The sequence below is a fragment of the Streptomyces sp. NPDC020489 genome (genome assembly GCF_044386545.1).
Lineage (GTDB): Bacteria > Actinomycetota > Actinomycetes > Streptomycetales > Streptomycetaceae > Streptomyces.
In genome coordinates this window covers 226,875-252,439 of sequence record NZ_JBIRUZ010000009.1, presented here as the reverse complement: position 1 = coordinate 252,439, position 25,565 = coordinate 226,875, and the positions used below count along the sequence as shown (strand labels likewise).

Annotated in this window: 21 protein-coding genes; 9 read left to right on the top strand and 12 right to left on the bottom strand. The window is 72.5% G+C overall.

The genetic code is table 11. The annotated features are described in order from the left end of the window. Position 1: 1 nt before the first annotated feature. The gene (locus ACH41F_RS25135) at positions 2 to 931 is read right to left on the bottom strand and encodes a LysR family transcriptional regulator (protein ID WP_398837624.1); all 930 of its coding nucleotides are present in this window, start codon (positions 929 to 931) and stop codon (positions 2 to 4) included. Positions 932 to 1,001: 70 nt separating this feature from the next. Between ACH41F_RS25135 and ACH41F_RS25130 the strand changes: the two genes are divergently transcribed. Continuing rightward, entirely contained in the window at positions 1,002 to 2,141 is a 1,140-nt protein-coding gene (locus ACH41F_RS25130) for a TDT family transporter (protein ID WP_398837623.1), read from the top strand. Here the strand turns inward: ACH41F_RS25130 and ACH41F_RS25125 are convergent. The 4 genes from ACH41F_RS25125 to ACH41F_RS25110 all read right to left on the bottom strand — a co-directional run bounded on the left by ACH41F_RS25125 (position 2,089) and on the right by ACH41F_RS25110 (position 7,440). Further along, positions 2,089 to 2,808, bottom strand: coding sequence for a helical backbone metal receptor (locus tag ACH41F_RS25125; protein WP_398837621.1), 720 nt, complete (start codon positions 2,806 to 2,808; stop codon positions 2,089 to 2,091). The two genes, ACH41F_RS25130 and ACH41F_RS25125, sit on opposite strands and share 53 nt — an antisense overlap. Next, positions 2,805 to 3,374 (bottom strand): helix-turn-helix domain-containing protein, encoded by a 570-nt coding sequence (locus ACH41F_RS25120; protein ID WP_391242002.1) that lies wholly within the window; start codon positions 3,372 to 3,374, stop codon positions 2,805 to 2,807. Before ACH41F_RS25120 ends, ACH41F_RS25125 begins: the two co-directional genes overlap by 4 nt. 378 nt (positions 3,375 to 3,752) lie before the next feature. Continuing rightward, positions 3,753 to 6,359, bottom strand: a complete 2,607-nt coding sequence (locus ACH41F_RS25115) for an ABC transporter permease/substrate binding protein (RefSeq protein WP_398837619.1) — start codon at positions 6,357 to 6,359, stop codon at positions 3,753 to 3,755. Next, a complete protein-coding gene (locus ACH41F_RS25110) occupies positions 6,352 to 7,440 on the bottom strand; it encodes a betaine/proline/choline family ABC transporter ATP-binding protein (RefSeq protein ID WP_391241996.1) in 1,089 nt (362 codons plus the stop codon). Before ACH41F_RS25110 ends, ACH41F_RS25115 begins: the two co-directional genes overlap by 8 nt. A gap of 260 nt (positions 7,441 to 7,700) precedes the next feature. Between ACH41F_RS25110 and ACH41F_RS25105 the strand changes: the two genes are divergently transcribed. The 3 genes from ACH41F_RS25105 to ACH41F_RS25095 all read left to right on the top strand — a co-directional run bounded on the left by ACH41F_RS25105 (position 7,701) and on the right by ACH41F_RS25095 (position 11,594). Continuing rightward, entirely contained in the window at positions 7,701 to 8,630 is a 930-nt protein-coding gene (locus ACH41F_RS25105) for a 5'-3' exonuclease H3TH domain-containing protein (RefSeq protein WP_398837714.1), read from the top strand. A 283-nt stretch (positions 8,631 to 8,913) separates the two neighbouring features. After that, entirely contained in the window at positions 8,914 to 9,762 is an 849-nt protein-coding gene (locus tag ACH41F_RS25100; RefSeq protein WP_391241994.1) for a siderophore-interacting protein, read from the top strand. A 299-nt stretch (positions 9,763 to 10,061) separates the two neighbouring features. Continuing rightward, the gene (locus ACH41F_RS25095; RefSeq protein WP_391241991.1) at positions 10,062 to 11,594 is read left to right on the top strand and encodes an amino acid permease; all 1,533 of its coding nucleotides are present in this window, start codon (positions 10,062 to 10,064) and stop codon (positions 11,592 to 11,594) included. A 151-nt stretch (positions 11,595 to 11,745) separates the two neighbouring features. Here the strand turns inward: ACH41F_RS25095 and ACH41F_RS25090 are convergent, their stop codons facing one another. Beyond that, positions 11,746 to 12,327, bottom strand: a complete 582-nt coding sequence (locus tag ACH41F_RS25090) for a GNAT family N-acetyltransferase (RefSeq protein WP_391241988.1) — start codon at positions 12,325 to 12,327, stop codon at positions 11,746 to 11,748. 46 nt (positions 12,328 to 12,373) lie between these two features. Here ACH41F_RS25090 and ACH41F_RS25085 point away from each other — a divergent pair, with 46 nt between their 5' ends. Continuing rightward, complete coding sequence (locus ACH41F_RS25085) at positions 12,374 to 13,333, top strand: pseudouridine synthase (protein ID WP_391241985.1); 960 nt, start codon at positions 12,374 to 12,376, stop codon at positions 13,331 to 13,333. A gap of 45 nt (positions 13,334 to 13,378) precedes the next feature. Here ACH41F_RS25085 and ACH41F_RS25080 read toward each other — a convergent pair whose 3' ends face one another. The 6 genes from ACH41F_RS25080 to ACH41F_RS25055 form a co-directional block, all read right to left on the bottom strand. After that, positions 13,379 to 14,875 (bottom strand): cytochrome P450, encoded by a 1,497-nt coding sequence (locus tag ACH41F_RS25080; RefSeq protein WP_398837617.1) that lies wholly within the window; start codon positions 14,873 to 14,875, stop codon positions 13,379 to 13,381. Positions 14,876 to 14,927: 52 nt separating this feature from the next. Continuing rightward, positions 14,928 to 15,548 carry an ATP/GTP-binding protein gene (locus ACH41F_RS25075; RefSeq protein ID WP_391241979.1) on the bottom strand — a complete coding sequence of 207 codons (621 nt, stop codon included), beginning with the start codon at positions 15,546 to 15,548 and terminating at the stop codon, positions 14,928 to 14,930. Further along, positions 15,529 to 15,930 carry a DUF742 domain-containing protein gene (locus tag ACH41F_RS25070; RefSeq protein WP_391241976.1) on the bottom strand — a complete coding sequence of 134 codons (402 nt, stop codon included), beginning with the start codon at positions 15,928 to 15,930 and terminating at the stop codon, positions 15,529 to 15,531. Before ACH41F_RS25070 ends, ACH41F_RS25075 begins: the two co-directional genes overlap by 20 nt. Beyond that, complete coding sequence (locus ACH41F_RS25065) at positions 15,927 to 16,334, bottom strand: roadblock/LC7 domain-containing protein (protein WP_398837615.1); 408 nt, start codon at positions 16,332 to 16,334, stop codon at positions 15,927 to 15,929. Before ACH41F_RS25065 ends, ACH41F_RS25070 begins: the two co-directional genes overlap by 4 nt. Beyond that, positions 16,331 to 17,914 carry an ATP-binding protein gene (locus tag ACH41F_RS25060; RefSeq protein ID WP_391241973.1) on the bottom strand — a complete coding sequence of 528 codons (1,584 nt, stop codon included), beginning with the start codon at positions 17,912 to 17,914 and terminating at the stop codon, positions 16,331 to 16,333. Before ACH41F_RS25060 ends, ACH41F_RS25065 begins: the two co-directional genes overlap by 4 nt. Before the next feature lie 262 nt (positions 17,915 to 18,176). Further along, positions 18,177 to 18,803: a TetR family transcriptional regulator gene (locus ACH41F_RS25055; RefSeq protein WP_391241970.1), complete on the bottom strand. Its 627-nt coding sequence runs from the start codon at positions 18,801 to 18,803 to the stop codon at positions 18,177 to 18,179. 165 nt (positions 18,804 to 18,968) lie between these two features. Between ACH41F_RS25055 and ACH41F_RS25050 the strand changes: the two genes are divergently transcribed. From ACH41F_RS25050 to atzF, 4 genes are read left to right on the top strand one after another with little or no spacing between them, the layout of a single operon-like run. Then, positions 18,969 to 19,793: an urea amidolyase associated protein UAAP1 gene (locus ACH41F_RS25050; protein ID WP_391241968.1), complete on the top strand. Its 825-nt coding sequence runs from the start codon at positions 18,969 to 18,971 to the stop codon at positions 19,791 to 19,793. After that, a complete protein-coding gene (locus ACH41F_RS25045) occupies positions 19,790 to 20,392 on the top strand; it encodes an urea amidolyase associated protein UAAP2 (RefSeq protein WP_391241966.1) in 603 nt (200 codons plus the stop codon). The genes ACH41F_RS25050 and ACH41F_RS25045 overlap by 4 nt, the downstream gene beginning before the upstream one ends. Beyond that, complete coding sequence (locus ACH41F_RS25040) at positions 20,389 to 23,901, top strand: 5-oxoprolinase/urea amidolyase family protein (protein WP_398837612.1); 3,513 nt, start codon at positions 20,389 to 20,391, stop codon at positions 23,899 to 23,901. The genes ACH41F_RS25045 and ACH41F_RS25040 overlap by 4 nt, the downstream gene beginning before the upstream one ends. Continuing rightward, on the top strand, positions 23,901 to 25,544 hold the full coding sequence (atzF, locus tag ACH41F_RS25035) for an allophanate hydrolase (RefSeq protein WP_398837610.1): 1,644 nt from the start codon (positions 23,901 to 23,903) through the stop codon (positions 25,542 to 25,544). The genes ACH41F_RS25040 and atzF overlap by 1 nt, the downstream gene beginning before the upstream one ends. Positions 25,545 to 25,565 lie beyond the last annotated feature (21 nt).

Here is a 25,565-nt window from a genome sequence, read left to right as displayed (position 1 = left end):
CCTACCCCCGGGTCAGCGACAGCAGTTCCCGGGCCGGTCCCACCGGGCGGTGCCCCGTGGGCCACACCGCCCGCAGGTCCCGCGCCAACGAGACCCCCTCCACCGGCACCCGGACCAGCCGCCGCGTGGCGAGCTCCTCCCCCACCGCCAGTTCGCTCAGGACCGACGGCCCGGCCCCGCTCACCGCGGCCGCCTTGACCGCGGTCGTCGAGGACAGCTCGATCAGCGGGCGGGCCAGACCCCCGAGGGCGGCGTCGAGCACCTGACGGGTCCCCGAGCCCTTCTCCCGCAGGATCAGCGGGGTCGCGGCCAGCTCGTCGGCGGCGAGGGGACGCCGGCGGCGCGCCCAGGGGTGGGCCGGGGCGGTGACGACGATCAGGCGGTCGTGGGCGATCACCACCGAGTCGAGGCCGGTCGGGACCGTGAGCCCCTCCACGAACCCCAGGTCCGCCTCGCCCGACAGCAGACGCTCGGCGACCGCCGTCGAGTTGCCGGCGAGCAGGGACACGGCCGTGTCGGGGCGCTGGGCGCGCAGGGCCAGCAGCCAGCCCGGCAGCAGGTACTCCGCGATCGTCATGCTCGCCGCCACCCGCAGCCGCGAGTCACGGCGGTCCCGCAGCGCCTGCGCCCCCGCGTCGAACGCCTCCGCCGCCTCCACGATCCGCCGCGCCCAGTCGGTCACCAGCGCGCCCGCGTCCGTGAGCCGGGAGCCCCGGGGTGAGCGGTCCACCAGGGCGACGCCCAGCTGGCGTTCCATGGAGCGGACCCGGCTGCTGGCCGCCGGCTGGGTGATGCCCGTCTCCCGGGCCGCCGCGCCGAGGCTGCCCAGCCGGGCCACGGCCAGGAGGAGTTCCAACGCTCCCAGGTCCGGCACCCGGTGGGCCAACGAGCCGCCTACCGGCGGAAGTGAGTCGTCCTGCGCACTGCTCATAAACCCAGCTTATGCCCTCATAGAGACATCGTCCCTGGTGGCGGTCGTACCGGCGCGAGAGGGTCGGGGCATGGTCACCGCAGCCCAGCCCGTTCTCCCCCGTGCCACCGCACGCCCCCCGCGCGCCGGAGCCGTCCGTCACCTCGGACCCAACTGGTACGCCACCGTCATGGGCACCGCCGTCGTCGCCTCCGCCGGAGCCGGACTGCCGCTCTCCGTCCCCGGTCTGCGTACCGCCCTCCCCGGCGTGTGGGCGTTCTCCCTCGTTCTGCTCCTGATCCTGCTCGGCTCCCGCGCCCTGCACTGGACACGCCATCGCGACCAGGCCCGCGCCCACCTCCTCGACCCCGCCATGGCGCCCTTCTACGGCTGTCTGTCCATGGCCCTGCTCGCCGTCGGCGGCGGCGCCCTCACCGTCGGCGCCGACTGGATCGGCACCCGGGCCGCGCTCGCTGGCGACGCCGTGCTCTTCACCCTCGGCACGGCCGTCGGGCTCGCGGCCGCCGTCGCCGTCCCGTACCTCATGGCCGTACGCCATCGCCTCGAACCCGCGCAGGCGACTCCCGTGTGGCTGTTGCCGCTCGTCGCGCCCATGGTGTCCGCCGCGCTCGGGCCGCTGCTGGTGCCGCATCTGCCGGCCGGGCAGGCGCGGGAGACCCTGCTGCTGGCCTGTGTGGCGATGTTCGGGATCAGTCTGTTCGCGACCCTGCTCATGCTGCCGCTGGTCTTCGCCCGGCTGATCACCGGCGGGCCGCTGCCGCTCGCCCTGACCCCGACCCTGTTCCTGGTGCTGGGCCCGCTCGGGCAGTCCACCACCGCCGTGAACACGTTCGCGGACGTGGCGCCCGGTGTCGTCGCCGCGCCCTACGCCGGGGGCTTCGCCGTCCTGGCCGTGCTGTACGGGGTGCCCGTCACGGGGTTCGCGCTGCTGTGGTGCGCGCTCGCCACCGCGCATGTGCTGCGGGCCCGGCGGGCGGGCATGCGGTTCTCGATGACCTGGTGGGCGTTCACCTTCCCGGTCGGCACCTGTGTCACAGGGGCCGAGGGGCTGGCCCGGCACACGGGACTGGTCGCCTTCGACGCGCTGGCCGTGGCGCTGTACCTCGTCCTGGTCGCCGCCTGGGGGGTCGCCGCCCTGCACACCGCGCGCGGCCTGCTCAGCGGTGAGCTGCTCGCAGGGCCTCGGTCAGCAGCCGGGGCGCCTCGATGAGGGAGGGGCCGTACCAGGTGAGGTGCCTGCCGCTGACCAGGGCGCAGGGCAGGCCGGGGAAGGCCTCCGGCCCGTCGTCGGCGGTGAAGCGGTAGGGCTCGTCGGGAAGGACCACCACGTCGGGCGCCGCCGCGCGCACCTCCGCGAGCGGGACGCGCGGGTAGCGCTCGGCGTGGGACGCGTACCGGTGGTCCACGCCGAGGCGGGCGAGGACGTCCCCCGCGAAGGTGTCCCGGCCCAGCACCATCCACGGGCGGCGCCAGACGGGCACGACCGCGGTGGTGCGCCGCGAGGGTTCCGGCAGCGCCGACCACACCGACTCCGCCTCCTCCAGCCAGCGCGGCCGCCCGCGCGCACCGCAGGCCCGCAGCACCCGTGCCAGTTCGGAGAAGGCCTGCGGGACCTCCCGCACCTCGGTCACCAGGACCTCGACGCCCGCCGCGCGCAGGGCGTCGAGGTCGGGCTGCCGGTTCTCCTCCTCGTTGGCGATCACCAGATCGGGGGCGAGGGCGAGGACGCGGTCGATCTTCGGGTTCTTGGTGCCGCCGACGCGCGTGACGTCGAGGTCCGCCGGGTGCGTGCACCAGTCCGTGGCGCCGACCAGCGCGCCGGGGAGGGTACGGGCCACCGCCTCCGTGAGGGAGGGGACCAGGGAGACGACCCTCACGCGCGTGGCCGGTCCCGGACCGCCTCGATGTGCTCGGCCACCGCCACGACGATGACCCGGGTCTCGGGCACCGTGGCCCGCCACCGGTGCCGCACCCCGCCGGTGAGGTACAACGTGTCGCCGCGGCCGAGCCGGTACGCCCGGCCCTCCGCCTCGATCTCCACCGCGCCGTCGGCGACGTACATCAACTGGTCGTTGCGGAACTGGAATTCGCGGCCGGCGTCATGGTCGCCGGTGAACTCCTGGGCGTGCATCTGATGGTGGCCGCGCACCAGGGAACGCGCCCGGGGCAGGCACGGCGGCCCGGTGTCCTCGGCGCGGACGACGTCGACGCTGCACGCCGGGTCGGCGGCGGCGAGGAGTTCCACGGCCGTGGTGCGCAGGGCGTCGGCGACCTTCTCCAGGGAGGTCTGGCTGGGGCGCGCGCGTTCGTTCTCGATCTGGCTCAGGAAGGGCACCGACAGGCCGCTGCGTTCGGCCACGACGGCGAGGGTGAGCTCCAGCGCGCGGCGTCGCCGCCTGACGGCCGCGCCCACCCGCAGGGGCTGCTCTTTGTGGTCGCCCATCGCTCCGGCTCCCTCCTTAGCTCGTCGGTTCCGTGCGCATTCTCTGATGAGTTGTCTGCACCCTACGCATGTTCGGCAAACCGTTTCACGCACCCGTCACATTGCCGTAGCCGCCGCGTGGGTCGTCTCGCCAACTCCGGCCAGTAGATCAGCTCTCCGCGCCGGGCGTGGGGGGTTTGCGCCGTCAGGACGAACCAGTTGACCGCGACCGCCGGATGAGGCTATGGGGGCGGCGTGGCTCTCTGTGGTTGTCCGGATCCTTTCCGTGCGCCGGCGTACGGGTGGCCGGGCCCCGGGCACGACCCGAGGGACGGGCCTCGCCACACGCCGTCAGGTCGCGTGCGGGGCCCGCCCCTCGGGCGGCTGCGGTGGAGGCGGCTACTGCGGGGTCATCCGCTCCACCATGTCGGGGTGCTCCTTCAGCCAGGCGGCGACGGCCTCGTCCTCGTGGCCCTGTCCGCGCCGGTTGATCTCGGCCTCCAGGGTGCCGAGCTCGTCCTCGCTCATCCTGAAGTTCTTGATCCACTTGGTGAGCCGGGGGTACTGCTCGGGGAACTTCTCGTGGGCGATGGTCCGGATCGTGTTGCCCTCTCCGAAGAGCTTCCTGTCGTCCTTCAGCTTGGTGAGGTCGTACTGGCTGTACGCCCAGTGCGGGGACCACAGGACGACGGCGACGGGCTGTTTCTTCGCGTACGCCCGCTTCAGCTCGGCCAGCATCGCGGGCGTGGAGCCGTCGACGACCTCGTACTCCTTGTCCAGGCCGTAGCCCGGCAGGACCTTCTTCTTGAGGAGGTTCATCTCGCCGGTGCCCGGTTCGATGCCGATGATCCTCCCGTCGAAGAGGTCGGCCTTGCCCTTGAGGTCCGCGTAGGACGTCACGCCCTTGACGTAGGAGGGGACGGCGATCTCCAGCGAGGTCGGTTCGTACCAGGTGCCGAGGTCGGCGAGTCTGTCCTTGTTCTGGTCCCAGTAGTTCGCCTGGGCGTGCGGCAGCCAGGCGTCGAAGTTGAGGTCGAGGTCCCCGGAGGCGAGGCCGGTGTAGACCGGGCCGACGTCCATCTGCTTCAGGTTCAGCCGGTAGCCGCGCCGCTCCAGGACGTTCTTCCACAGGTGGGTGACGGCGATGTCCTCGTCCCAGGGGAACCAGGCCACGTCGATCGGGTTCTTCGCCTCGGCGGGGGCGGCGGTGTCCTGGACCGGGGCCAGCTTGTCGACCACGCCCGGGTTGGCCTTCAGCCAGGCGCGGACCGCGTCCTGCTGCCTGCCCTTGCCGGCCTTGTTGATCTCGGCCTCGAGACCGGTGAGCTGCCGGTCGCTCATCCGGAAGTCCTTCAGCCACTTCGCCACGACCGGGTTGTCGTCGGCGAAGCCCTCGCGGGCCACCGTGTGCACGCCGTCGCCCTTGCCCCAGGCGCCCTTGGGGTCCTTGAGCTTCTTCAGGTCGTAGTCGCTGTAGGCCCAGTGCGGCGACCAGAGGGTGACGACGATCGGTTCCTTCTTGCCGTACGCCCGCTTCAGCTCGGCCAGCATCGCCGGCGTGGAGCTGTCGACGACCTTGTACTCCTTGTCCAGGCCGTACTCCTTGAGCACCTTGCTCTTCAACACGCCCATCATGCCCGCGCTGGACTCGATGCCGGTGATCTTCCCGCCGAAGTCCGCGGCCCTGCCCTTGAGGTCCGCCAGCGAGTCGACGCCCTTCATGTACGACGGGACGCTCAGCTCCAGCGAGGTCGGGCCGTACCAGGAGCCCAGGTCGTCGAGGCGGTCGCCGTACTTCTTCCAGTACTCGGCGTGGGTGGTGGGCAGCCAGGCGTCGGTCTGGAAGTCGACGTTGCCGGAGGCGAGGGAGGTGTAGAGGGGGCCGGCGTCGAGCTGCCTGGCCTCGACCTCGAAGCCGCGCTCCTCGAGGACCTCCTTCCACAGGAAGGTGGAGGCGACGCCCTCGTCCCAGGGGATGTAGCCGATGGTGACCTTCTTGCCCTGGCCGACGTCCTCGCCGGCGGTCGCGGCGCTCTCGCTCTTGCCGCCGAACATCCCCATGCCGCCCGCGACGAGGGCGAGGACCACCACACCGATGACGGCGACCTGCGGACGGGGGCGGTACGACCAGATCCGCAGGCCCCGCGCGGCGCGGGCCTTGGCGGCGGCGCGCCGGCCCAGCGGGGAGACCTGGGCGCCCAGGGCGCTCGTCATCCGGTCGAGGTAGATCGCGAGGATCACGATGGCGACGCCCGCCTCGGAGCCGAGGCCGACGTCGAGCTGGCCGATGGCCTCGTTGACCCGGCCGCCGAGGCCGCCGGTCCCGACCATGCCGGCGATCGCGGCCATGGACAGGCCGAGCATGATCACCTGGTTGACGCCCGCCATGACGGTGGGCAGGGCCAGCGGCAGCTGGACGCGGAGCAGGGTGTCGCGGGGGGTGGTGCCGAACGCCTCGGCGGCCTCGACCAGCTCCTTGTCGACCTGGCGGATGCCCAGCTCGGTCATGCGCACGCCGGGGGCGAGCGCGAAGATCAGGGTGGCGACCATGCCCGCGGAGGCGCCGGTGCCGAAGAAGAGGATCGCCGGGATGAGGTAGATCATCGCGGGCAGCGTCTGCATGAAGTCCAGGACCGGCCGGACCAGTGCGCTGACCCGGTCGGAGCGGGCCGCCCAGATGCCGAGCGGCACGGCGATCACCAGGGCGATGATCGTGGCGACGAGGACCAGGGACAGGGTCACCATCGCGTCGTCCCACAGGTCGAGGGAGTCGATGAAGGCGAAGCCCGCGAAGGTGAGGAGTCCGGCCGTGGTGCCGCGCAGCCAGAAGGCGACCACGGCGAAGATGCCCGCGAGGAGCAGGGGTTCGGGTGCCTGGAGGACGGCGTCGATGCCGTCGTAGGCGCCGGTGAAGACGGTCTTGAGGAAGTCGAAGAGCCAGGACATGTGGCCGAGCAGCCAGTCGACCGCGTCGTTGACCCAGTCGCCGAGCGGGATCCTAGGCATGGGCCACCGCCTTGTCGCCGCCCTTGTCCCGGGGCGCGTCGCAGACCACCGGGTCGGACTGCTCGTCGCCGAGGAACGCGACGAGGCGCTGTCCCGTGACGCGTCCGACGAGCTTGCCGGTCTTGTCGACGACGGCGACGGGGTGCGTCAGCCGGGCGCTGATCGCGCACAGCTCGGTGAACGGGGTGTCCGGGGTCGCAGTCTCGCAGCGGCAGCCGATCTCGTCGCCGCGGACGTCGGTGTCCATGACGGCACCCGCGGTCAGGACCCGGGAGCGGTCGACGTCCTGGGTGAAGGAGGCCACGTAGTCGTCGGCGGGCCGCACGAGGATGTCCTCCTCGGTGCCGATCTGGACGATGCGGCCGTCGCGCATGACGGCGATGCGGTCACCCAGGCGCATGGCCTCGTTGAGGTCGTGGGTGATGAAGACGATGGTCTTCTTCAGGCTCTTCTGGAGCTCCAGGAGCTGGTCCTGCATGTCGCGGCGGATCAGCGGGTCCAGGGCGCTGAAGGACTCGTCCATCAGCAGCAGGTCGGCGTCGGTGGCGAGGGCGCGAGCCAGGCCCACGCGCTGCTGCATACCGCCGGACAGCTCGTCGGGCCAGGACTTCTCCCAGCCCTTCAGGCCGCACAGCTCCAGGGCCTCGGTGGCCCGCGCGAGGCGCTCGGCCTTGGCGACGCCCTGGACGGCGAGGCCGTAGGCGGCGTTCTCCAGGACGCTGCGGTGCGGGAAGAGCGCGAAGTGCTGGAAGACCATGCTGATCTTCCTCGCCCGGACCTCGCGCAGCGCGCGGTCGCCGAGGGCGGTCAGGTCCTGGCCTTCGAAGCGGACGTGTCCGGCGGTCGGCTCCAGGAGCCCGTTGAGCATCCGCAGCAGTGTGGACTTGCCGGAGCCGGACAGACCCATGACGACGAAGATCTGGCCGGGTTCCACGGTGAAGGAGGCGTCGACCACCGCGGCGGTGGTGCCGTCGGCGCGCAGCTCCTCCCGGTCGGCTCCGCCGCGCAGTCTCTCGACTGCCTCACTCGGTCGTCTGCCGAACACCTTGTAGAGATGTTCGGCCTCAAGCCTGGCTGACACACGTACCTCTTGTCTCGGGGGCAGGGACGGGAGGCGAGAGGCCATGAATGGTTGAAGATGCAACCGGCGTCGCTCCGACCAGCCGCGCCTGCCCATGCGCCTCGACCCCAAACACACCCGTGTCCCAGTTCACAGGGGTCGCACGGGGCGGCACAGGGCAGCGCGAGGCAGCGTGGGGCCGTCGCAGGATCGCCACCGGCGTCGGCCCCTCCGTCGGCGGGGGGTCTGTCGGCGGGTGACTGTCGGTGCCGTGCGGCATGATGCGAGGCGTGACCGGACGACTGATGCTCCTCGACACCGCCTCCCTCTACTTCCGCGCCTACTTCGGCGTGCCGGAGTCCGTGAAGGCCCCGGACGGCACGCCGGTGAACGCCGTGCGCGGGCTGCTGGAATTCATCGACCGCCTGGTCAAGGACCACCGCCCCGACGAGCTGGTGGCCTGCATGGACGCCGACTGGCGCCCCCAGTGGCGGGTCGACCTCATCCCCTCCTACAAGGCGCACCGAGTCGCCGAGGAGCACGAGGCGGGACCGGACGAGGAGGAGGTGCCGGACACGCTCTCCCCGCAGGTCCCCGTCATCGAGGAGGTCCTCGACGCGCTCGGCATCGCGCGCGTGGGCGTCGCGGGATACGAGGCGGACGACGTGATCGGCACGTTCACGGCGCGGGCGAAGGGGCCGGTGGACATCGTCACCGGCGACCGCGACCTGTACCAGCTGGTGGACGACGGGCGCGGGGTGCGGGTGCTGTACCCGCTCAAGGGCGTGGGCACGCTCCAGCTCACCGACGAGGCGTGGCTGCGTGAGAAGTACGGGGTGGACGGGCGCGGGTACGCGGACCTGGCGCTGCTGCGCGGGGACCCGAGCGACGGTCTGCCGGGAGTGCCCGGCATCGGGGAGAAGACGGCGGCCAAGCTGCTGGCGGAGTTCGGCGACCTGGCCGGGATCATGGCGGCCGTCGACGACCCGAAGGCCAGGCTCACCCCCTCGCAGCGCAAGCGGCTGGACGAGTCGCGGCCCTACCTCGCGGTGGCGCCCAAGGTCGTGAAGGTCGCGGACGACGTGCCGCTGCCGCCGGTCGACACCGCACTGCCGCGCGACCCGCGCGATCCGGAGGCGGTGGAGAGGCTGGCGGCGCGCTGGGGGTTGGGCGGCTCGCTCCAGCGGCTGCTGACGACTCTGGCGCGGTGAGAGTGAGGGGCGGGCGGCGAGCGGGCGGGCCGTGAGCCGGGGGCGGCGGGGCCGAGGGCGAGGAGCCGAGGGCGGGGAGGCCGAGGGCCGGGGATCGGGAAGCCGGTAGCCGCCCGATCCGGGAACGGCACCGTAAATCAGCTTCTCCGCCGAGCGAATGAGGTGTTTTTCCGAGGGAACTCCCACCCCCCGCCTTGGCTTAATCTTGCCCTCGCACAAGGGGTGTCACACAGGGGGAGATGCTAGCTTAGGTAAGCCTAAGCGAAGACGCAGGGAGGCCGCCATGGCAGAACGACCCGGACGCAAGCCGCGGAAGCCGCATTCCGCTCAGGTCGTCCGCACCGAGCGGCTCACTCCGCACATGCAGCGCGTGGTCCTCGGCGGGGACGGTCTCGCCGACTTCGCCCCGGACACCTGCTCCGACCACTATGTGAAGCTGCTCTTCCCGGCGGAGGGCGCGACCTACCCGGAGCCCTTCGACCTGGAGCGCCTCCGCGAGGAGTTCCCGCGGGAGCAGTGGCCGGTGACCCGGACGTACACCGTCCGCCACTGGGACGCCGAACACCGCGAGCTGACCCTGGACTTCGTGATCCACGGCGACGAGGGCCTCGCCGGCCCGTGGGCGACTCGGGTCCAACCGGGTGAGACCGTCCACTTCATGGGCCCCGGCGGCGCCTACCTCCCCGACCCGGCCGCCGACTGGCATCTCCTGGTCGGAGACGAGAGCGCGCTGCCCGCGATCGCGCGCTCCCTGGAGGTGCTCCCCGACGGCGCCACGGCGTACGCCTTCGTCGAGGTCTCCGGGCCCGAGGAGGAGCAGAAGATCGACTCCGACGTCGAGGTCGTCTGGCTGCACCGCGGCGACCGCCGGGTCGGCGAGGCGCTCACCGAGGCCGTACGGGCGCTGGAGTTCCCGGCCGGCCGGGTGCACGCGTTCGTGCACGGCGAGGCGCACTTCGTGAAGCAGCTGCGGCACCTGCTGCGCGTCGAGCGCGCGATCCCGCGCGAGGACCTGTCGATCTCCGGGTACTGGCGGCTCGGCCACAACGAGGACGGCTGGCAGGCCACCAAGCGGGAGTGGAACGCACGGATCGAGGCGGAGCAGGAGGGCACCGAGGCGCCCTCCGCGTAGCGCCCTCCCGGGCCGGACGGACAGCGGCGCCGTCATCGATCCCGGCCCTGACGGACAGCGGCGCCGCCACCGACCCCGGCCCTCCCCCTCAACTCGTGGCGTCTGACCCGGAGTCGACAACGCTCCCGGTCTGTGGCCCGGGTCCGCACCGGAGTTCCGCGTGCCCCTCACCGATGGCGGGGCGCAGCCGGCGTGAGGACTTCGGCCCGCCTTGGACATGGTCGCGTCATACGAGCGAAACAGGCCTTCCCTAATTTCTGTCGCCTGACAGGAATGACGCGTCGAAGGCAGGTGCCGCCGTGCCGACCACCACCCCGTCCGAGGTACGCCCCGATCCACCGGACTCCCCCGCCGACCGCTCCCTCGCGGAGTTCGGCTACCGCCAGGAACTCCACCGCAGCCTGGGAAGGTACGCGTCGTTCGCGGCCGGGTTCTCGTTCATCTCCGTCCTGACGACGGTCTTCCAGTTCTTCGCCTTCGGGTACGCGTTCGGCGGCCCCGTCTTCTTCTGGGCCTGGCCGGCGGTGCTGGCCGGGCAGTTGCTGGTGGCGGCCTGCTTCGCGGAACTGGCCGCCCGCTATCCCCTCTCGGGCGCGATCTACCAGTGGTCCACGCGACTGTCGAACCCCACCTTCGGCTGGTTCGCGGGCTGGATCATGGTCATCGGGCAGATCGTGGTGGTCGCGGCGGCCGCGCTGGCCCTCCAGGTGGTCATGCCGGCGATCTGGTCCGGGTTCCAGCTGGTCGGCGACGACCCGGCGCCCACCTCGGCGAGCGGCGCGGCCAACGCGGCGATCCTGGGCGTCCTCCTGCTGACGCTTACGACTCTCGTGAACGTCCTCGACAACCGGGTGATGTCCCTGATCAACCGGGTCGGCGTGACCGCCGAGATCATCGGCGCTGTCCTGATCATCGTGCTGCTGCTGACCCACTCGAAGCGCACCCCCGGCATCACCTTCCACACCGGTCCGGCCCTGGAGCCGGGCCTGTTCGGGGCGCTGCTGGTGGGGTCGTTCACGGCGGCGTACGTGATGATCGGCTTCGACAGCGCCGGGGAGATGAGCGAGGAGACCCGCTCCCCACGGCGCACCGCGCCCCGCACCATCCTCACCGCGCTCGCTGCGGCGGGCCTGCTCGGCGGACTGATCATCCTGGGCGGCCTGCTCGCCGCGCCCAGCCTCACCGATGGCCGGCTGGGCCTGGAAGGCCTCAGTTACGTCCTGACGAGCAGCCTGGGGGACGGGGTCGGCCGCGCCCTGCTGGTCGACGTGGTGGTGGCCATCGCGGTGGCGACCCTCGCCATCCAGACGGCAGCCTGCCGGATGCTGTTCTCCATGGCCCGCGACGGCCGGCTCCCCTTCTCCGGGCGCCTCGCGCGCGTGCACCCCCGCACCGGTATGCCCGCCGCCCCCGCGCTGGTGGTCGGCGCCCTCGCCGCCGCCCTGCTGCTGCTCAACTTCGCCTCCCCGGAGGCGTTCCTGGCCATCGGCACGACCTGCATCGTGATGCTGTACCTGGCGTACGCGATGGTCACCGGCCCCCTGCTGCTCGCCCGCCTCCGCGGCCGCTTCACCTCCGAGGGCACCGACGAGACCGGCGCACCTCTGTTCTCGCTCGGCCGCTGGGGCGTCCCGGTCAACGCCCTCGCCCTCCTGTACGGCCTGTTCATGACGGTCAACCTGGCCTGGCCCCGGGCGGCCGTGTACGACCCGGCGGGCGGGCACTGGTGGTTCCAGTGGTTCACGGTGCTGTTCCTGACCGCGACGCTGCTGACCGGCGCGGCCTACCGACTGCGGCTGCGCCGGAAACGGACGGCGCCCGTGCTGGTCTAGCGCGGGCACCCCGCGCGCGCGTGGGGCGCCGGGACCGGGCAGCCCGCCCTTGGACAGGCAGGGCTCGGCGCGGGCTCAGTCGCCCAGCACGCGCGCGTGAGGCGACCTGACTCGGCAGCCCGCCCTCGGACAGGCAGGGCTCGCCCCAGACTCAGTCGCCCCGCACGCGCGCGTGGAGGTGCATGTCGTGCCAGCCGTCGGGGTGCAGCAGGGCGCTGCGTTTCGTGCCCTCCAGGGCGTATCCCGCCTTGGCCGCGACGCGGCAGGAGGGACCGTTGCTGGTGGAGTGGTGCAGTTCCAGGCGGTGGAAGCCGATCGTGTCGAGAGCCCAGCGGGTGAGGGCGGCCGTGGCGCGGACGGCGATGCCCCGGCCGCGTGCCTCGGGTGCGGTCCAGTAGGCGACCTCCGCCGTCCCGGAGCCGAGCAGGATGTCGCGCAGCCCCACCCTCCCCAGCAGCCGGTCGGTGTCCACGTCGGCGACGGCCCACTGGGCGGCCCGCTCACCCCGCCAGACCCCGCGCCACTGCTCGATCCAGTCGGCGGCCTCCTCGACGGAGTCGGCCCGGCGGACGTGCCACTGCTGGATCAGCGGGTCCTGGAAGGCGGCGTGGACGGCGGGCGCGTCCTCGGTCCGCCATGGGCGCAGGACCAGCCCGTCACCGGCGGGGAGGTCCGGCTGCGGGCTGCGGGAGAGGGTTCCGGCGGGCAGTACGGGCTCGATGAGGTACGGCATGGTCCGCATCCTGTCAGCGCCCGGGACCGCCGTACCCTTGATCCCGATGAGACGCCGCACCCCGCCCCCGCCCTCCCCCCTGCCGCAGCGCGACGGAGTGGACCCCGTGCGGGTGCGGCTGCCGGGCGAGGGTGGCTGGGCGACCGTGCGGGAGCACCTGGTGGAGCGGCTCAGCGGGGCGGGCGCCGGTGTGGTGGACGACCTGTTCGCGCGCGGCCGGGTGGTGGGGGCGGACGGCGAGCCCGTGGCGGCCGACGCCCCGTACGCGCCGGGCCTGTACGTGTGGTTCCACCGGGAGCCGGCCCCGGAGGTGCCGGTGCCGTTCCCGCTGGAGGTCGTGCACCGCGACGAGCACATCGTCGTCGTCGACAAGCCGCACTTCCTGGCCACCACCCCACGCGGCAGCCATGTCACCGAGACCGCGCTGGCGCGGCTGCGCCGGGAGCTCGGCATCGCGGAACTCGGCGCCGCGCACCGGCTGGACCGGCTGACCGCGGGCCTGCTGCTGTTCACGGTGCGGCCGGACGAACGCGGCGCGTACCAGAGGCTGTTCCGGGACCGGCGGGTGCGCAAGGAGTACGAGGCTGTGGCGCCGTTCGATGCGTCGCTCGCCCTGCCCCGGACCGTGCGAAGCCGGATCGTCAAGGAGCGCGGGGTGCTGACCGCCCACGAGGTGGCGGGCGAGCCCAACGCCGTGAGCCATGTGGAACTGGTCGAGCGGCGCGGGGAGTTGGGCCTGTACCGGCTCACGCCCGGCACCGGCCAGACGCATCAGCTGCGGGTCCACATGAACGCGCTCGGGCTGCCCATCCTCGGCGACCCCCTCTACCCCGAGGTCGCCCCGCCCGTACCGGCCGGGGACTTCCGGCGACCGCTCCAACTGCTGGCGCGGTCACTGGAGTTCACCGATCCGGTGACGGGGGTGGAGCACCGATTCCGCAGCACGCGAGTGCTGGGAGCCTGGTCGTCCCACGACGACTGGGCGACGGGGCGGCCCGGTCGGTAGCGGCGCCACCCTGACCTGGCCGGTAGCCACGCCACCCGGGCCCGGTCAGTAGCCGCGCCACCAGCGCAGGAAGCGCCGCCAGGCGCCCATCGGGCGGACCGGCTCCGGCGTCGGGGCCGGCGGCACCGCGGCGGGCTGGGGCGGGGTCGCGGTGGGCGGGGTCGCGGTGGCCGCCGGGGCCGGCTGTTGCGGCCGGTCCGTGCCGACCTGCCAGGCGGGCCGCGGCGGCGGGACCGGGGCGTGGCCCGGCTGCTGCATGACGTCCTGCTGCGGCTTGGGCTCGAACCGTACGGGCAGCTCCACGAGATGGCGCGAGGAGATCGACTGCCGCCACTCCAACTCGTCCTCGGCACAGTCCAGTTGGACGTCCGGCAGCCGCAGCAGCAGTGCGTCGACGCCGGTGTCGGCGATGCCACGGGCGATGTCCTGACCGGGGCACTCGTGCGGGCCGCCGCCGAAGGCGAGGTGGGAGCGGTTGCCCTGCATGTTGGCGTTCAGGTCGGGACGGACCCGGGGGTCGACGTTGCCCGGCGCGATGCCGAAGAGCAGACCGTCGCCCCTGCGGATGCGCTGGCCGCCCAACTCGGTGTCCTGCTTGGCGTAGTAGGCGAAGACCGTGCTGAACGGCGGCTCGTCCCACAGCGACTGCTCGACCGCCTCCTGCACGGTCATCTGGCCGCCGTTGAGCTGGGCCCGGAAGCCCGGGTTGGTGAGCACGGCACGCAGGACGTTGCCGATGAGGTTGACCGTGGCCTCGTAGGCCGCCATGAGGACGAGCCACAGGTGGGTGGTGACCTCGTCGTCGGTGAGTTTCGCCGGGTGCAGGACGAGGTGGCTCGCGAAGTCCTCCTCGGGCTCCTCGCGGCGGCGCCGGGCGAGCCCCTGGAGGACGCCCATGACGTACGCCTGGCTGGCGTTGGCGGTCTCGGTGCCCTTGAGCAGGTCGCGGGTGGCCTGGACGAGGCGGTCGTCGTACTCCTCGGGCATGCCGAAGATCTCGCACATGATGGCCATCGGCAGGTGCTCGGCGAACTGGCCGATGAGGTCGGCCTCGCCCCGCTCGCAGAACTCGTTGACCAGGCGCTGGGTGTAGCGGTTGATGTGCCGGCGGATGGCCCGGTAGTCGATGGTCGACATGGCGCCGGTGACGGCCCCGCGCAGCCGCAGGTGCTCGTCGCCCTCAGCGTAGGAGCAGATGGGCGCCCAGGCGATGTGCGGCATCATCGGGTGGTCGGGCTTGACCATGCCCTCGATCTGCGGGGTCCAGATGCGGCTGTCCCGGCAGAACTGCGAGGGCGTGCCCACCAGATGGAGGTTCTCGGCGTGGCCGAGGACGATCCACATGGGCACGTCGTCGTGGAGCAGGACCGGCGCCACCGGGCCGTGTTCCTCGCGCAGTTGCTCGTAGAGGCTCTCGAGGTCCTCCGCGTCGGGGCCGTACAGCCGGTGCAGCCCGCCGGGTCCGCGGCCGTGGGCGGGGCAGCCGGGGGGTGGGCCGGCCAGGGGGTCGGCTCCGGTCGGGAAGTGGGTTTCAGGCGTCACTGGGGTCGCTCCGAAGGGGATCCGGTTTCGGGGGATGGGCACGGCTCTCCGGTCAGGTGAGCTGGCCCGTCAGCGCGAGCGAGTGCAGGAAGCGCATCAGGGTCATGAGGGTGTCCCGGCTGGACGCGCGGCGGCGCGCGTCGCACTCCACGATCGGGATGTCCTCGGACAGGTCGAGCGCGGCGCGCAGGTCGGCGACGGGGTAACGGGGCCCGTCGGGGAAGGTGTTGACGGCGATGACGAAGGGCACGCCGCGCTCCTCCAGTCGGCCTATGACGTCGAAGCTGACCTCCAGGCGCCGGGTGTCCACCAGCACCACCGCGCCGAGCGCTCCTTCGAACAGGCCGTTCCACAGGAACCAGAAGCGTTCCTGGCCGGGGGTGCCGAACAGGTAGAGCACGAGCTGGTCGGTGATGCTGATGCGGCCGAAGTCCATCGCCACGGTGGTGGCGGTCTTGGTCTCGGAGCCGTAGTTGTCGTCGACCCCGATCCCGGCCTGGGTCATGGTCTCCTCGGTGGTCAGCGGCCTGATCTCGCTGACCGAGCCGACCATGGTCGTCTTGCCGACTCCGAAGCCGCCCACGATCACGATCTTCACCGCGGCCTGGGCCGTGTGCGGGAGTCGATCCTCCGTGCGTGGGCCGGGGATGGTGTCAGAGCCTTTGAAGTCCATGCATCACCGCTTCGAGAAGGGAACGGTCGGGGAGCGCCTGGCGGACGATCGGGGCGCGCACCTGCACCAGCTCGGCCGTCAGCATCTCGGTGAGCAGGGTGGTCATCACGCTGAACGGCAGGCTCAGATAGGCGGAGAGCTCGGCGACCGAGATCGGGGCCGTGCTGAGCCGGAGGATCGCCGTCTGCTCGGGCGTGGCGGAGGGCGGCGCGTCGGCGCGCGCCACGATTAACGCGACCAGGTCGAGGTCGGCCCGTTCGCCGTCCGGTCCGGCCACCACGTACAGCCGTTCCGGGGGGCGCTTGCCATCGCCCTCGCCCACGGGTTTCGGGGGCGGTTCTTCTTTCGTGGGAAATCGCCGCCGGCGTTGCGGAGGAGTCATACGGTCTGCCCGTTGCGCCTGGGCGGACTGGTCAGATGGGCGCCGATCCTGACGACGAGGTCGCGCATCCGGTTGCTCATCAGTCCCGGTTCGGCGACCACGTCGGACAGGACGGCGAGATAGGCGTTGGCGCCCGCGGCCATCAGGTAGAAGTAGCCGCCGTTGATCTCGATGATGACCATCTTCATCCGGCCGTCGCTGTCCGGGATCTCCTGGGCGACGGCGTGGGCGAGGCTCTGCAGTCCCGCGCAGGCCGCGGCGACGCGGTCGGCGGCGTCGGGGTCGCCTCCGTAGCGAGCGATGCGCAGGCCGTCGGCGGAGAGCACCACGATCATCTCGATGCCCGGTACCCCGTCGGCGAGATCCTTGAGCATCCAGTCGAAGTTGGCTCGCTGCTGGATCACGTGTGGTCCCTCTCGTCGTCGGCCTCGGTGCGGACCGGCTCGGTGGTCGTCTGGGTGGGTGCGGTCGGGTCGGGGCCGCCCTTGAGCCCGTTCCAGAAGGCCTCGACCCACAGTCCGGGTTCGGGTTCGTCCTTCTCCGGCTCGGGTTCGGGGGCGGGGGTCGACCAGATGGTCGGCCTGCCCTCCCGCTCGGCCTTCTCGATGGCCGCCTGCTCGGCGATCCGCTGGCTGAGCGGGGTCTTGACCCGACTGCGGCGCTGCGGCAGCCCGTTCGCCGTCCACTCGGTCACCTCGGGGACGTCGTCCTCCATGGACACGGATGCCGGGATGCGGGGGCTGGTGGGGCGGCGCTTCTTGGGTGCGCGCTTGGGACCTTCGAGCGCACCTTCGGTCTTGGGCACGGCGGCGGCGCCGATGCCGTGGGCGAGTCCAGGGGCCGGATCGCTGGTCATCATCTCGCGCGGCACGACGAGGACGGCGCGGACACCGCCGTACGCCGAGGAGCGCAGCGAGACCTGCATGTTGAACTGCGTGCACAGGCGGCCCACGACCGCCAGGCCCAGGCGCGGGGAGTCGCCGAGGACCTGGAGGTCGACGCCGGCCTTGGCGCGCTCCAGCATGCCCTCGGCCTTGGCGCGGGCCTCCTCGCTGAAGCTGACGCCGGCGTCCTCGATCTCGATGGCGACGCCGGTCTGCACCTCGCTGGCGGTGACGTGGACCTTGGTCTGCGGTGGCGAGTAGCGGGTGGCGTTGTCCAGGAGCTCCGCGACGGCGTGGATGACCGGCTCGACGGAGATGCCGCGGATGTTGACGTGCGCGATGGAGTCCAGCTTGATGCGGCGGTACTCCAGGATGCGGGACATGCCGCCGCGCAGCACGCTGTACAGCGGGACGGGGTCGGGCCACTGCCGGCCGGGGCGGCCGCCGCCGAGGACGGAGATGGAGTCGGCGAGGCGGCCGATCAGCGCGGTGCCGTGGTCGATGCGCAGCAGGTCGTCGAAGACCTCGGGGTTGCGGCCGTGGTCCTCCTCCATCTCGCGGAGTTCCTTGTTCTGCTGGTGCACGATCGCCTGGACGCGGCGGGCGATGCTGACGAAGGAGCGCTGCGAGGAGTCGCGGAGGGCTTCCTCGTGATCGATGATCTCGAGCATCGTCTTGAGCAGGCGCACCTGCGACTCGGGGAGTTCGCGGTACGAGGGGTCGATGTCGCCCAGTCCGCGAATCACCTCCCCGGGGGAATTTCCGCATCGCAACCGGTAGATCGCGGCGGGCGCGATCTCCTTGGCGAGGCGGAGCATCTCCTCCTCGTGGGAGGCGACCCGGCGTTCCAGATACGCAGTGTTACGGGCATGCTCGGCCCGCAGGTGGCGCAGGGCCCGGCCGCGGCGCACCACTTCGGAAGCCGTCGCGAGGACCAGGAGCGTGGCGACGGCGCCGCACCAGGCGACGGCCGTCCGGGCCGGCTCCGGCACCAGGGCGGCTGCGGCTCCGGTGGCCGCGGCCATCGCTATCGCCGGGAGCAGGAGCACGCGCGCGTAGGGGAGTTCACGGCGTCCGGGTGGGGATTGAACACTCACCATGTAAGGGCCTCGGAAAACAAATCGGTTTGGATGCGCATACATAGGGAACAAGCGCACGAATACATCTCAACTCGGTGCGCTGCGGGCGAGCTTAGTCCGACCGGATCATCGCTGTGTCATATTCAGCAAGCCCCTGAAATCGCCCCCGGGACAGGAGTACTCTCAACTCCATTTACACGCTGAGGCTTCGTTCGCACACGGTGCGTCACGACGTACACCCATGCGAGGACCACTCACCGTGACGGGTGAACGAGGGTCCTGGTCAGACCCCTGCGATCCGCAGGGCCGCGTCCGCGGTGGCTTCCGCAAACACCGACACCGGACGGTCGGGCTCGGAGCGGTGGACCAGGATGACGCCTTCGATCAGCCCGAAGACCAGGTCGGTACGGAGTTCCAGCTCGCTCTTCGCGAGCGCACTCCCGGCCTCCGTGGCGGCGAACAACTGCCGGTAGGCGTCCTTGAGTTCGGCGCGCACGGCATGGAACCCGGCGAAGCGCTCGGCGCGCACCTCGGGCAGCAGATAGAGGCCGCCGAGGTTGTGCGGCCCGCCGCACAGCAGCTCCACGTCCGCACGGCACAGCTCCCACAGCCGGTCCTCGGCCGGGGCCGTGCCGTCGGCGAGGAGTTCCCGGGCGTAGCCGAGGGACGGGGTGACCGTGGACTCCAGCAGCCGGGCGAGCAGTTCCTCCTTGCCGGAGACGTAGTGGTACATCGAGGCCTGGCGCATGCCCGCGCGTTCGGCGACGGCCCGGGTGGTGGTGGCCGCGTAGCCGCGGGTGGTGAACAACTCGGCGGCTGCCGCGAGCAGTTCGGCGCGCGGCTCCAGCCCGCTGTCCGGCCGCTGTGCCGCGCGCGGTCTGCCGACCCGCCGCCCACCCGTCGTTGCCATGCGCCGATCCTCGCACAGCGACCCGCCCGATGATCTTCGGGAAGTACCGGTCGGCCCGGGTGAGGGGCCGGTAACCACCCCGCAATGCCCGGGCAACCGCCACGACCCACCCCGCTCCTAATTTCTGTCGCACGACAGAAACAGCACCGGAGCCGGAGGTCCGCGATGGCGACACAGACCACGTACGGAGCCCGCGATCACGCCCGCGCCCAGGAGGGCGCCCGCGTGGAGGCGATGCCCGTCGTCCCGGCGGCCGACTGGCCCGAACCGCCCGCCGAGGCCGGCCGGCTGGTGTGGGCGGAGACGGTGGCGGGCGGCAACTACACGCACCGGGTGCTGGCCCGCGGCACCGCCCTGCGCCTGACCGACCTGCGCGGCGACGCCTGCGCCCATCTGCTGCTGTACGCGGCGGACCGGCCCTGGGAGCGGCTGAACGTGGCCGACACGGTGAAGGTGCAGTGGAACGCCTATCTGGGTGAGGGCGTCCTGCTCCTGTCCGACCAGGGCCGCGTCCTCGCCTCCCTGGTGGCCGACACCTCCGGCCGCCATGACGCCCTGTGCGGCACCTCCACGCTGGCCCGCAACACCGAGCGGTACGGCGACGGCGCCCCGCAGTCCGGCTCCCCCGCCGGACGGGAACTGCTGAAGCTGGCGGCCGCGAAGAACGGCCTGGAGCCGCGCGACCTGCCGCCGTCGCTCTCCTTCTTCCAGGGCGTGCGGATCCACGAGGACGGCGCCCTGGACTTCACCGGCTCGGCCGGACCCGGCGCCGCCGTCACCCTGCGCGCCGAGCAGGACGTCACCGTACTGATCGCCAACGTGCCGCACCCGGTCGACCCGCGCCCCGACTACGTCAGCACCCCGCTGGAGGTGCTGGCCTGGCGCGCGGCGCCCACCGGGCCCGAGGACCCGCTGTGGAACGCCACCCCGGAAGGCCGCCGCGCCTTCCTCAACACCGCCGAACTCCTCGCCGCCAGGGGGCTCGCATGAGCACGACCGTCGTCCCCGCCCGCGGGGCCTGGTCCGCCGTCGTCCCGGCCGGCCACACCCTCACCCTCACCGATCTGCACGGCAACCAGGCCGTCGACTTCCTCGTCTACGACGCCCACGACACCGCCGTGCGCTACAGCGCGCCCGACACCGTCCAGGCGGGGGGCAACCTCTTCCTGACCACCGGCAGCGTGCTGATGTCGAACGAGCACACCCCGCTGATGACCGTGCTCGACGACGAGGTGGGCCGCCACGACACGGTCGGCGGCGCCTGCTCCAAGGAGTCCAACACCCTGCGGTACGGCCACCACACCTGGTCGCAGCACGCGTGCGTGGACAACTTCCTGGCCGAGGGCGCCCGTCACGGCCTGGGCAAGCGCGACCTGGTCTCCAACGTCAACTGGTACATGAACGTCCCCGTGGAGAAGGACGGCACCCTCGGCATCGTCGACGGCATCTCGGCCCCCGGCCTGCGGCTGACCCTGCGCGCCGAGCGCGATGTGCTGGTCCTCGTCTCCAACTGCCCCCAGATCAACAACCCCTGCAACGGCTTCGACCCGACGGCGGTGGAGATCACGATCACCGGGGCGGGCGCATGACCTTCGACACGCTGCTCGTCGCCAACCGGGGCGAGATCGCGGTACGGATCATCCGCACCGCCCGCGAACTGGGCCTGCGCACGGTCGCGGTGTACTCCGACCCGGACCGCTCGGCCCCCCATGTGCGGCTCGCGGACCAGGCCGTGCGGCTGGGCCCCGCGCCCGCGAAGGAGTCGTACCTGGACGCCGAGCTGGTGCTCAGGGCGGCCAAGGACACCGGGGCGGGGGCCGTTCACCCCGGGTACGGCTTCCTGTCGGAGGACGCGGGGTTCGCTCGGCGCTGCGAGGCGGCCGGGATCGTGTTCGTGGGCCCGACGCCGGAGCAGCTGGAGCTGTTCGGCAGCAAGCACACGGCACGTGCGGCGGCCGAGGCGGCAGGGGTGCCCCCGGCGCCGGGGACGGGACTGCTGGGGTCGGTCGCGGAGGCGCTGGAGGCCGCCCGGGCGATCGGCTACCCCGTCATGCTCAAGGCCACCGGCGGTGGCGGCGGCATCGGCATGTCGGCCTGTCGCTCCGACGCCGAACTGGCCGACGCCTGGGAGCGCGTGCAGCGCGTCGCCGCCGCCTCCTTCTCCTCCACGGGCGTCTTCCTGGAGCGGCTCGTGGAGCACGCCCGCCATGTGGAGGTGCAGGTCTTCGGCGACGGGGAGGGCGGGGTCGTCACCCTCGGCGACCGCGACTGCTCGCTCCAGCGCCGCAACCAGAAGGTGCTGGAGGAGGCCCCGGCACCGGGTCTGCCCGCGGCCGTGCGCCACCGACTCGCGGCCGGGGCACGCGACTTGTGCGCCTCGGTCCGCTACCGGTCCGCGGGAACCGTCGAGTTCGTCTACGACACCGCCCGCGAGGAGGCCTACTTCCTGGAGGTCAACACCCGCCTCCAGGTGGAGCACCCCGTCACCGAGGAGATCTACGGCGTCGACCTGGTCGCCTGGATGCTCCGGCTGGCCCTCGGTGAACCGGACGTCGTACGCGAGCCGGGACCGCCCCGCGGCCACGCCGTCGAGGCCCGCCTCTACGCCGAGGACCCCTCGCGCGAACACCGGCCCAGCGCTGGTCTGTTGACGCGGGTGGAGTTCCCGTCGGGGGTGCGGGTCGACGGCTGGGTGGAGACCGGCACCGAGGTGACCGCCGCCTACGACCCGATGCTCGCGAAGATCGTCGCCCACGGCCCGGACCGCGCGCACGCGCTCCGCCGGCTCGACGAGGCGCTGACCCGCACCCGCGTGGACGGCATCGAGACCAACCTGGGCCTGCTCAGGGCCGCCCTCGCCGACCCCCGCCTCACCGGGGCGACCCACTCGACGGCCACCCTCGCCGAGGTCCACGACCCCACCCCGCGGATCGAGGTCACTTCCGGCGGCACCCTCACCACCGTGCAGGCCTGGCCGGGCCGCACCGGGTACTGGCAGGTCGGCGTGCCCCCGAGCGGCCCGATGGACGACCTGTCCTTCCGGCTCGGCAACCGGGCACTCGGCAACGACGAGGGCGCGCCGGGGCTCGAATGCACCCTCCAGGGGCCGACGTTGAGGTTCAGCCACGCCACCACCGTGTGCGTGACCGGAGCCCCGGCGCCGGTCACCGTGGACGGTGTCGCGGTCGGCCGGTGGCGCCCGGTGACCGTACCCGCCGGCTCGGTCCTGGAGATCGGGGCCCCTGCCGAACTCGGCCTGCGCACCTATGTGTTGTTCGCCGGTGGCCTCGACGTCCCCGCCTACCTCGGCAGTGCGGCCACCTTCACCCTGGGCCGCTTCGGCGGACACGGCGGGCGCGCCCTGCGGACCGGGGACGTCCTGCACGGCGGGACCGTGACCGAGGGGACGCCGGTCGCCGACCCGCCCCGCTTCACCCGGACCTGGCACCTCGGTGCCGTGGAAGGCCCGCACGCCGCACCGGAGTTCTTCACCGAGGACGACATCCGGGACTTCTACGCCGCCGACTGGAAGGTCCACTTCAACTCGGCCCGCACCGGGGTCCGCCTGGTCGGCCCCACACCCCGCTGGGCCCGCACCGACGGCGGTGAGGCGGGCCTGCACCCGTCCAACATCCACGACACCCCGTACTCGGTGGGCGCCGTCGACTACACCGGCGACATGCCGGTGCTGCTCGGCCCGGACGGTCCCTCGCTCGGCGGGTTCGTGTGCCCGGCGACCGTGCTCAGCTCCGAGCGCTGGAAGCTGGGCCAGCTGCGACCGGGCGACACGGTGCGCTTCGTCCCGGTGACGGCCGACGGCTCGGCGCGCCCGGCGATCGTGGACGGCGGCATCCTCGCCCGCGACGGCGACGTGACCTACCGCCGCAGCGGCGACGACAACCTGCTGGTCGAGTTCGGGCCCATGCAACTCGACCTGGCCCTGCGCATGCGCGTCCACGCCCTGGGGGAAGCGGTGGCCGACGCCTGCCTGGACGGCGTCACCGACCTCACCCCCGGCATCCGCTCCCTCCAGATCCGGACGGACCCGGCGCGGCTGCCGCAGCACGAACTCCTCGCCACCGTGCGGGAGATCACCGCCTCCCTCCCCCCGAGCGACGCGCTCGTCGTCCCCTCCCGCACGGTGCACCTCCCCCTGTCCTGGGACGACCCGGCGACCCGCGAGGCCATCGCCCGCTACATGGCCGGGGTACGGGACGACGCACCCTGGTGCCCCTGGAACATCGAGTTCATCCGCCGCGTCAACGGCCTGGAGTCGGTGACCGACGTCTACCGCACGGTCTTCGACGCGGAGTACCTCGTCCTGGGCCTCGGCGACGTCTACCTGGGCGCCCCCGTCGCCACCCCCCTCGACCCCCGGCACCGCCTGGTGACCACCAAGTACAACCCGGCCCGCACCTGGACGGCCGAGAACTCGGTCGGCATCGGCGGGGCGTACCTGTGCGTCTACGGCATGGAAGGCCCCGGCGGCTACCAGTTCGTGGGCCGTACGACCCAGGTGTGGTCGCCCTGGCAGCAGCGCGGCGCGTTCGAGCCGGGCTCGCCCTGGCTGCTGCGCTTCTTCGACCGCGTCCGGTGGTATCCGGTGGGCGCGGACGAACTCCTGGAACTGCGCGCCGACATCACGTCCGGCCGGTTCGTGCCGCGTATCGAGGAGGGCACCTTCTCGCTCGCCGAGCACCAGGCCTTCCTCGCCGAACACGCCGAGTCCATAGCGGAGTTCCAGGCACGCCAGCAGGTGGCGTTCGCCGCGGAGCGGGACGCGTGGGAGGCGGCGGGCGAGTTCGCGCGGGCCGAGGCGGTCGCGGCCCCGGCCGCTTCCCCCGCCGAGGTGACGGTCCCGCCGGGCGGACGGCTCGTCGAGGCCGAGTTCGCCGCGTCCGTGTGGCAGGTGAACGTGTCGCCCGGCGACCAGGTCGCGGCCGGCCAGCCGCTCCTCGCGCTGGAGGCGATGAAGATGGAGTCCAGGGTGCCCGCGCCGATCGCCGGCGTGGTGGCGCAGGTCCTGGCCAGACCCGGCGACCAGGTGGAGGCGGGGACGGCACTGCTCGTCCTGGCCCCGGCCCCGAGGAGTCAGTGATGTCCGCAGTACAGCGTGTCCGCGCCGCCCATGCCCGGCTCGACGCCGTGGACCGCCCCGAGATCTGGATCGACCTGCGCCCCCGGGCGGAGGTCGAGGCCGAGGCACGGACCATGGACGAGCGGGTCGCCGCCGGTGAGCGGCTCCCCCTCGCCGGCCGCCTGCTCGCCGTCAAGGGGAACATCGACGTCGCGGGGCTGCCGACCACCGCGGGCTGTCCGGCGTACGCCTACGCGCCGGTGGCCGACGCACCGGCGGTCGCCGGTCTCCGCGCGGCGGGGGCGATCGTGCTGGGCACCACGAACCTGGACCAGTTCGCGACCGGCCTGGTCGGCACGCGCTCACCCCACGGCGCCGTCCGCAACGCCCACGACCCCGCCCGGGTCAGCGGCGGCTCCAGCTCCGGCTCGGCCGTCGCGGTGGCGCTCGGCATCGTCGACCTCGCCCTCGGCACCGACACCGCGGGCTCCGGCCGGGTGCCGGCCGCCTTCAACGGCATCGTCGGTCTCAAGCCGACCCGGGGTCTGGTCCCGACCGCCGGTGTCGTCCCGGCCTGCGCCTCCCTGGACTGTGTGACGGTCTTCGCGCGCACCCTGCCGGAGGCCGAGCAGGCCTTGTCCCACATGGCGACCGGCACACCACCGGCTCTTCCCCGCCGCCCGCCGGGCCCGTGGCGGATCGCGGTCCCGCCGCGCGACCAGCTAGGCGAACTGGACGAGGGCTGGGCCGAGGCGTACGAGGCGGCCGTCGAGCGGCTCGTCGCGGCGGGCGCGGCGGTGCGGGAGATCGACCTCACGCCCTTCAGCGAGGCGGCCGCGATGCTCTACGAGGGCGCGTTCGTGGCCGAGCGCTACACGACCGTGGGGAGTTTTGTCGACAAGGCGATCTCGGAGGGTGTGGTCACCCTGGACCCCACCGTCGCCGGCATCATCACCCGCGCCCGCGACCTCCCGGCCCACCAGCTCTACGCCGACCAGGATCGACTGGCCGCCCTGCGCACCCGCGCGGAGACCGAACTCGCCGACGCGGACGCCCTGGTGCTGCCCACCACGCCGGGTCACCCCACCCTCGCGGAGGTCGCCGCCGACCCGCTCGGCGCCAACGCCCGCCTGGGCCGCTTCACCAACTCCACCAACCTCTTCGACCAGGCGGCGGTCGCCGTCCCGGCGGGAGAGGTGCACGGCCTGCCGTTCGGCGTGATGCTGATCGGCCCGGCACACACCGACGAGCGTCTGGCGAGGATCGCGGCCCTGTTGCAGCCGCGGACGCGGCTGGCGGTGGTCGGCGCCCATCTGACGGGCCAGCCCCTGAACCCGCAACTCCTGGCGCTGGGAGCCCGCTTGGACCGTACGACGACCACGGCCCCGGTGTACCGGCTGCACGCCCTGCGGACCGCCCCGCCGAAGCCGGGCCTCGAACACGTGGGGGCGGGCGGCGCCCCGATCGAGACGGAGATCTGGCACCTCCCGGCGGAGGGCCTTGGCCGCCTCGTCGCGAGCCTCCCCCGCCCGATGACCCTCGGCAGCGTCGAACTGGCCGACGGCACCAGCGTCCCCGGCTTCCTGTGCGAACCGTCCGCTCTCGTGGACGCGCAGGACATCACCTCGTACGGAGGCTGGCGGTCCTACGTGAACGCCGAGTAGGTCAGCGCCCCCCCGGGGCGC

What these genes read in the sequence shown, in the direction of transcription:
- ACH41F_RS25135 (WP_398837624.1), bottom strand. Translation starts at nt 931, where the DNA reads ATGAGCAGTGCGCAGGACGACTCACTTCCGCCGGTAGGCGGCTCGTTG.
- ACH41F_RS25130 (WP_398837623.1), top strand. Translation starts at nt 1,002, where the DNA reads ATGGTCACCGCAGCCCAGCCCGTTCTCCCCCGTGCCACCGCACGCCCC.
- ACH41F_RS25120 (WP_391242002.1), bottom strand. Translation starts at nt 3,374, where the DNA reads ATGGGCGACCACAAAGAGCAGCCCCTGCGGGTGGGCGCGGCCGTCAGG.
- ACH41F_RS25115 (WP_398837619.1), bottom strand. Translation starts at nt 6,359, where the DNA reads ATGCCTAGGATCCCGCTCGGCGACTGGGTCAACGACGCGGTCGACTGG.
- ACH41F_RS25105 (WP_398837714.1), top strand. Translation starts at nt 7,701, where the DNA reads ATGCGAGGCGTGACCGGACGACTGATGCTCCTCGACACCGCCTCCCTC.
- ACH41F_RS25100 (WP_391241994.1), top strand. Translation starts at nt 8,914, where the DNA reads ATGGCAGAACGACCCGGACGCAAGCCGCGGAAGCCGCATTCCGCTCAG.
- ACH41F_RS25090 (WP_391241988.1), bottom strand. Translation starts at nt 12,327, where the DNA reads ATGCCGTACCTCATCGAGCCCGTACTGCCCGCCGGAACCCTCTCCCGC.
- ACH41F_RS25085 (WP_391241985.1), top strand. Translation starts at nt 12,374, where the DNA reads ATGAGACGCCGCACCCCGCCCCCGCCCTCCCCCCTGCCGCAGCGCGAC.
- ACH41F_RS25075 (WP_391241979.1), bottom strand. Translation starts at nt 15,548, where the DNA reads ATGGACTTCAAAGGCTCTGACACCATCCCCGGCCCACGCACGGAGGAT.
- ACH41F_RS25070 (WP_391241976.1), bottom strand. Translation starts at nt 15,930, where the DNA reads ATGACTCCTCCGCAACGCCGGCGGCGATTTCCCACGAAAGAAGAACCG.
- ACH41F_RS25060 (WP_391241973.1), bottom strand. Translation starts at nt 17,914, where the DNA reads ATGGTGAGTGTTCAATCCCCACCCGGACGCCGTGAACTCCCCTACGCG.
- ACH41F_RS25055 (WP_391241970.1), bottom strand. Translation starts at nt 18,803, where the DNA reads ATGGCAACGACGGGTGGGCGGCGGGTCGGCAGACCGCGCGCGGCACAG.
- ACH41F_RS25050 (WP_391241968.1), top strand. Translation starts at nt 18,969, where the DNA reads ATGGCGACACAGACCACGTACGGAGCCCGCGATCACGCCCGCGCCCAG.
- ACH41F_RS25045 (WP_391241966.1), top strand. Translation starts at nt 19,790, where the DNA reads ATGAGCACGACCGTCGTCCCCGCCCGCGGGGCCTGGTCCGCCGTCGTC.
- ACH41F_RS25040 (WP_398837612.1), top strand. Translation starts at nt 20,389, where the DNA reads ATGACCTTCGACACGCTGCTCGTCGCCAACCGGGGCGAGATCGCGGTA.
- atzF (WP_398837610.1), top strand. Translation starts at nt 23,901, where the DNA reads ATGTCCGCAGTACAGCGTGTCCGCGCCGCCCATGCCCGGCTCGACGCC.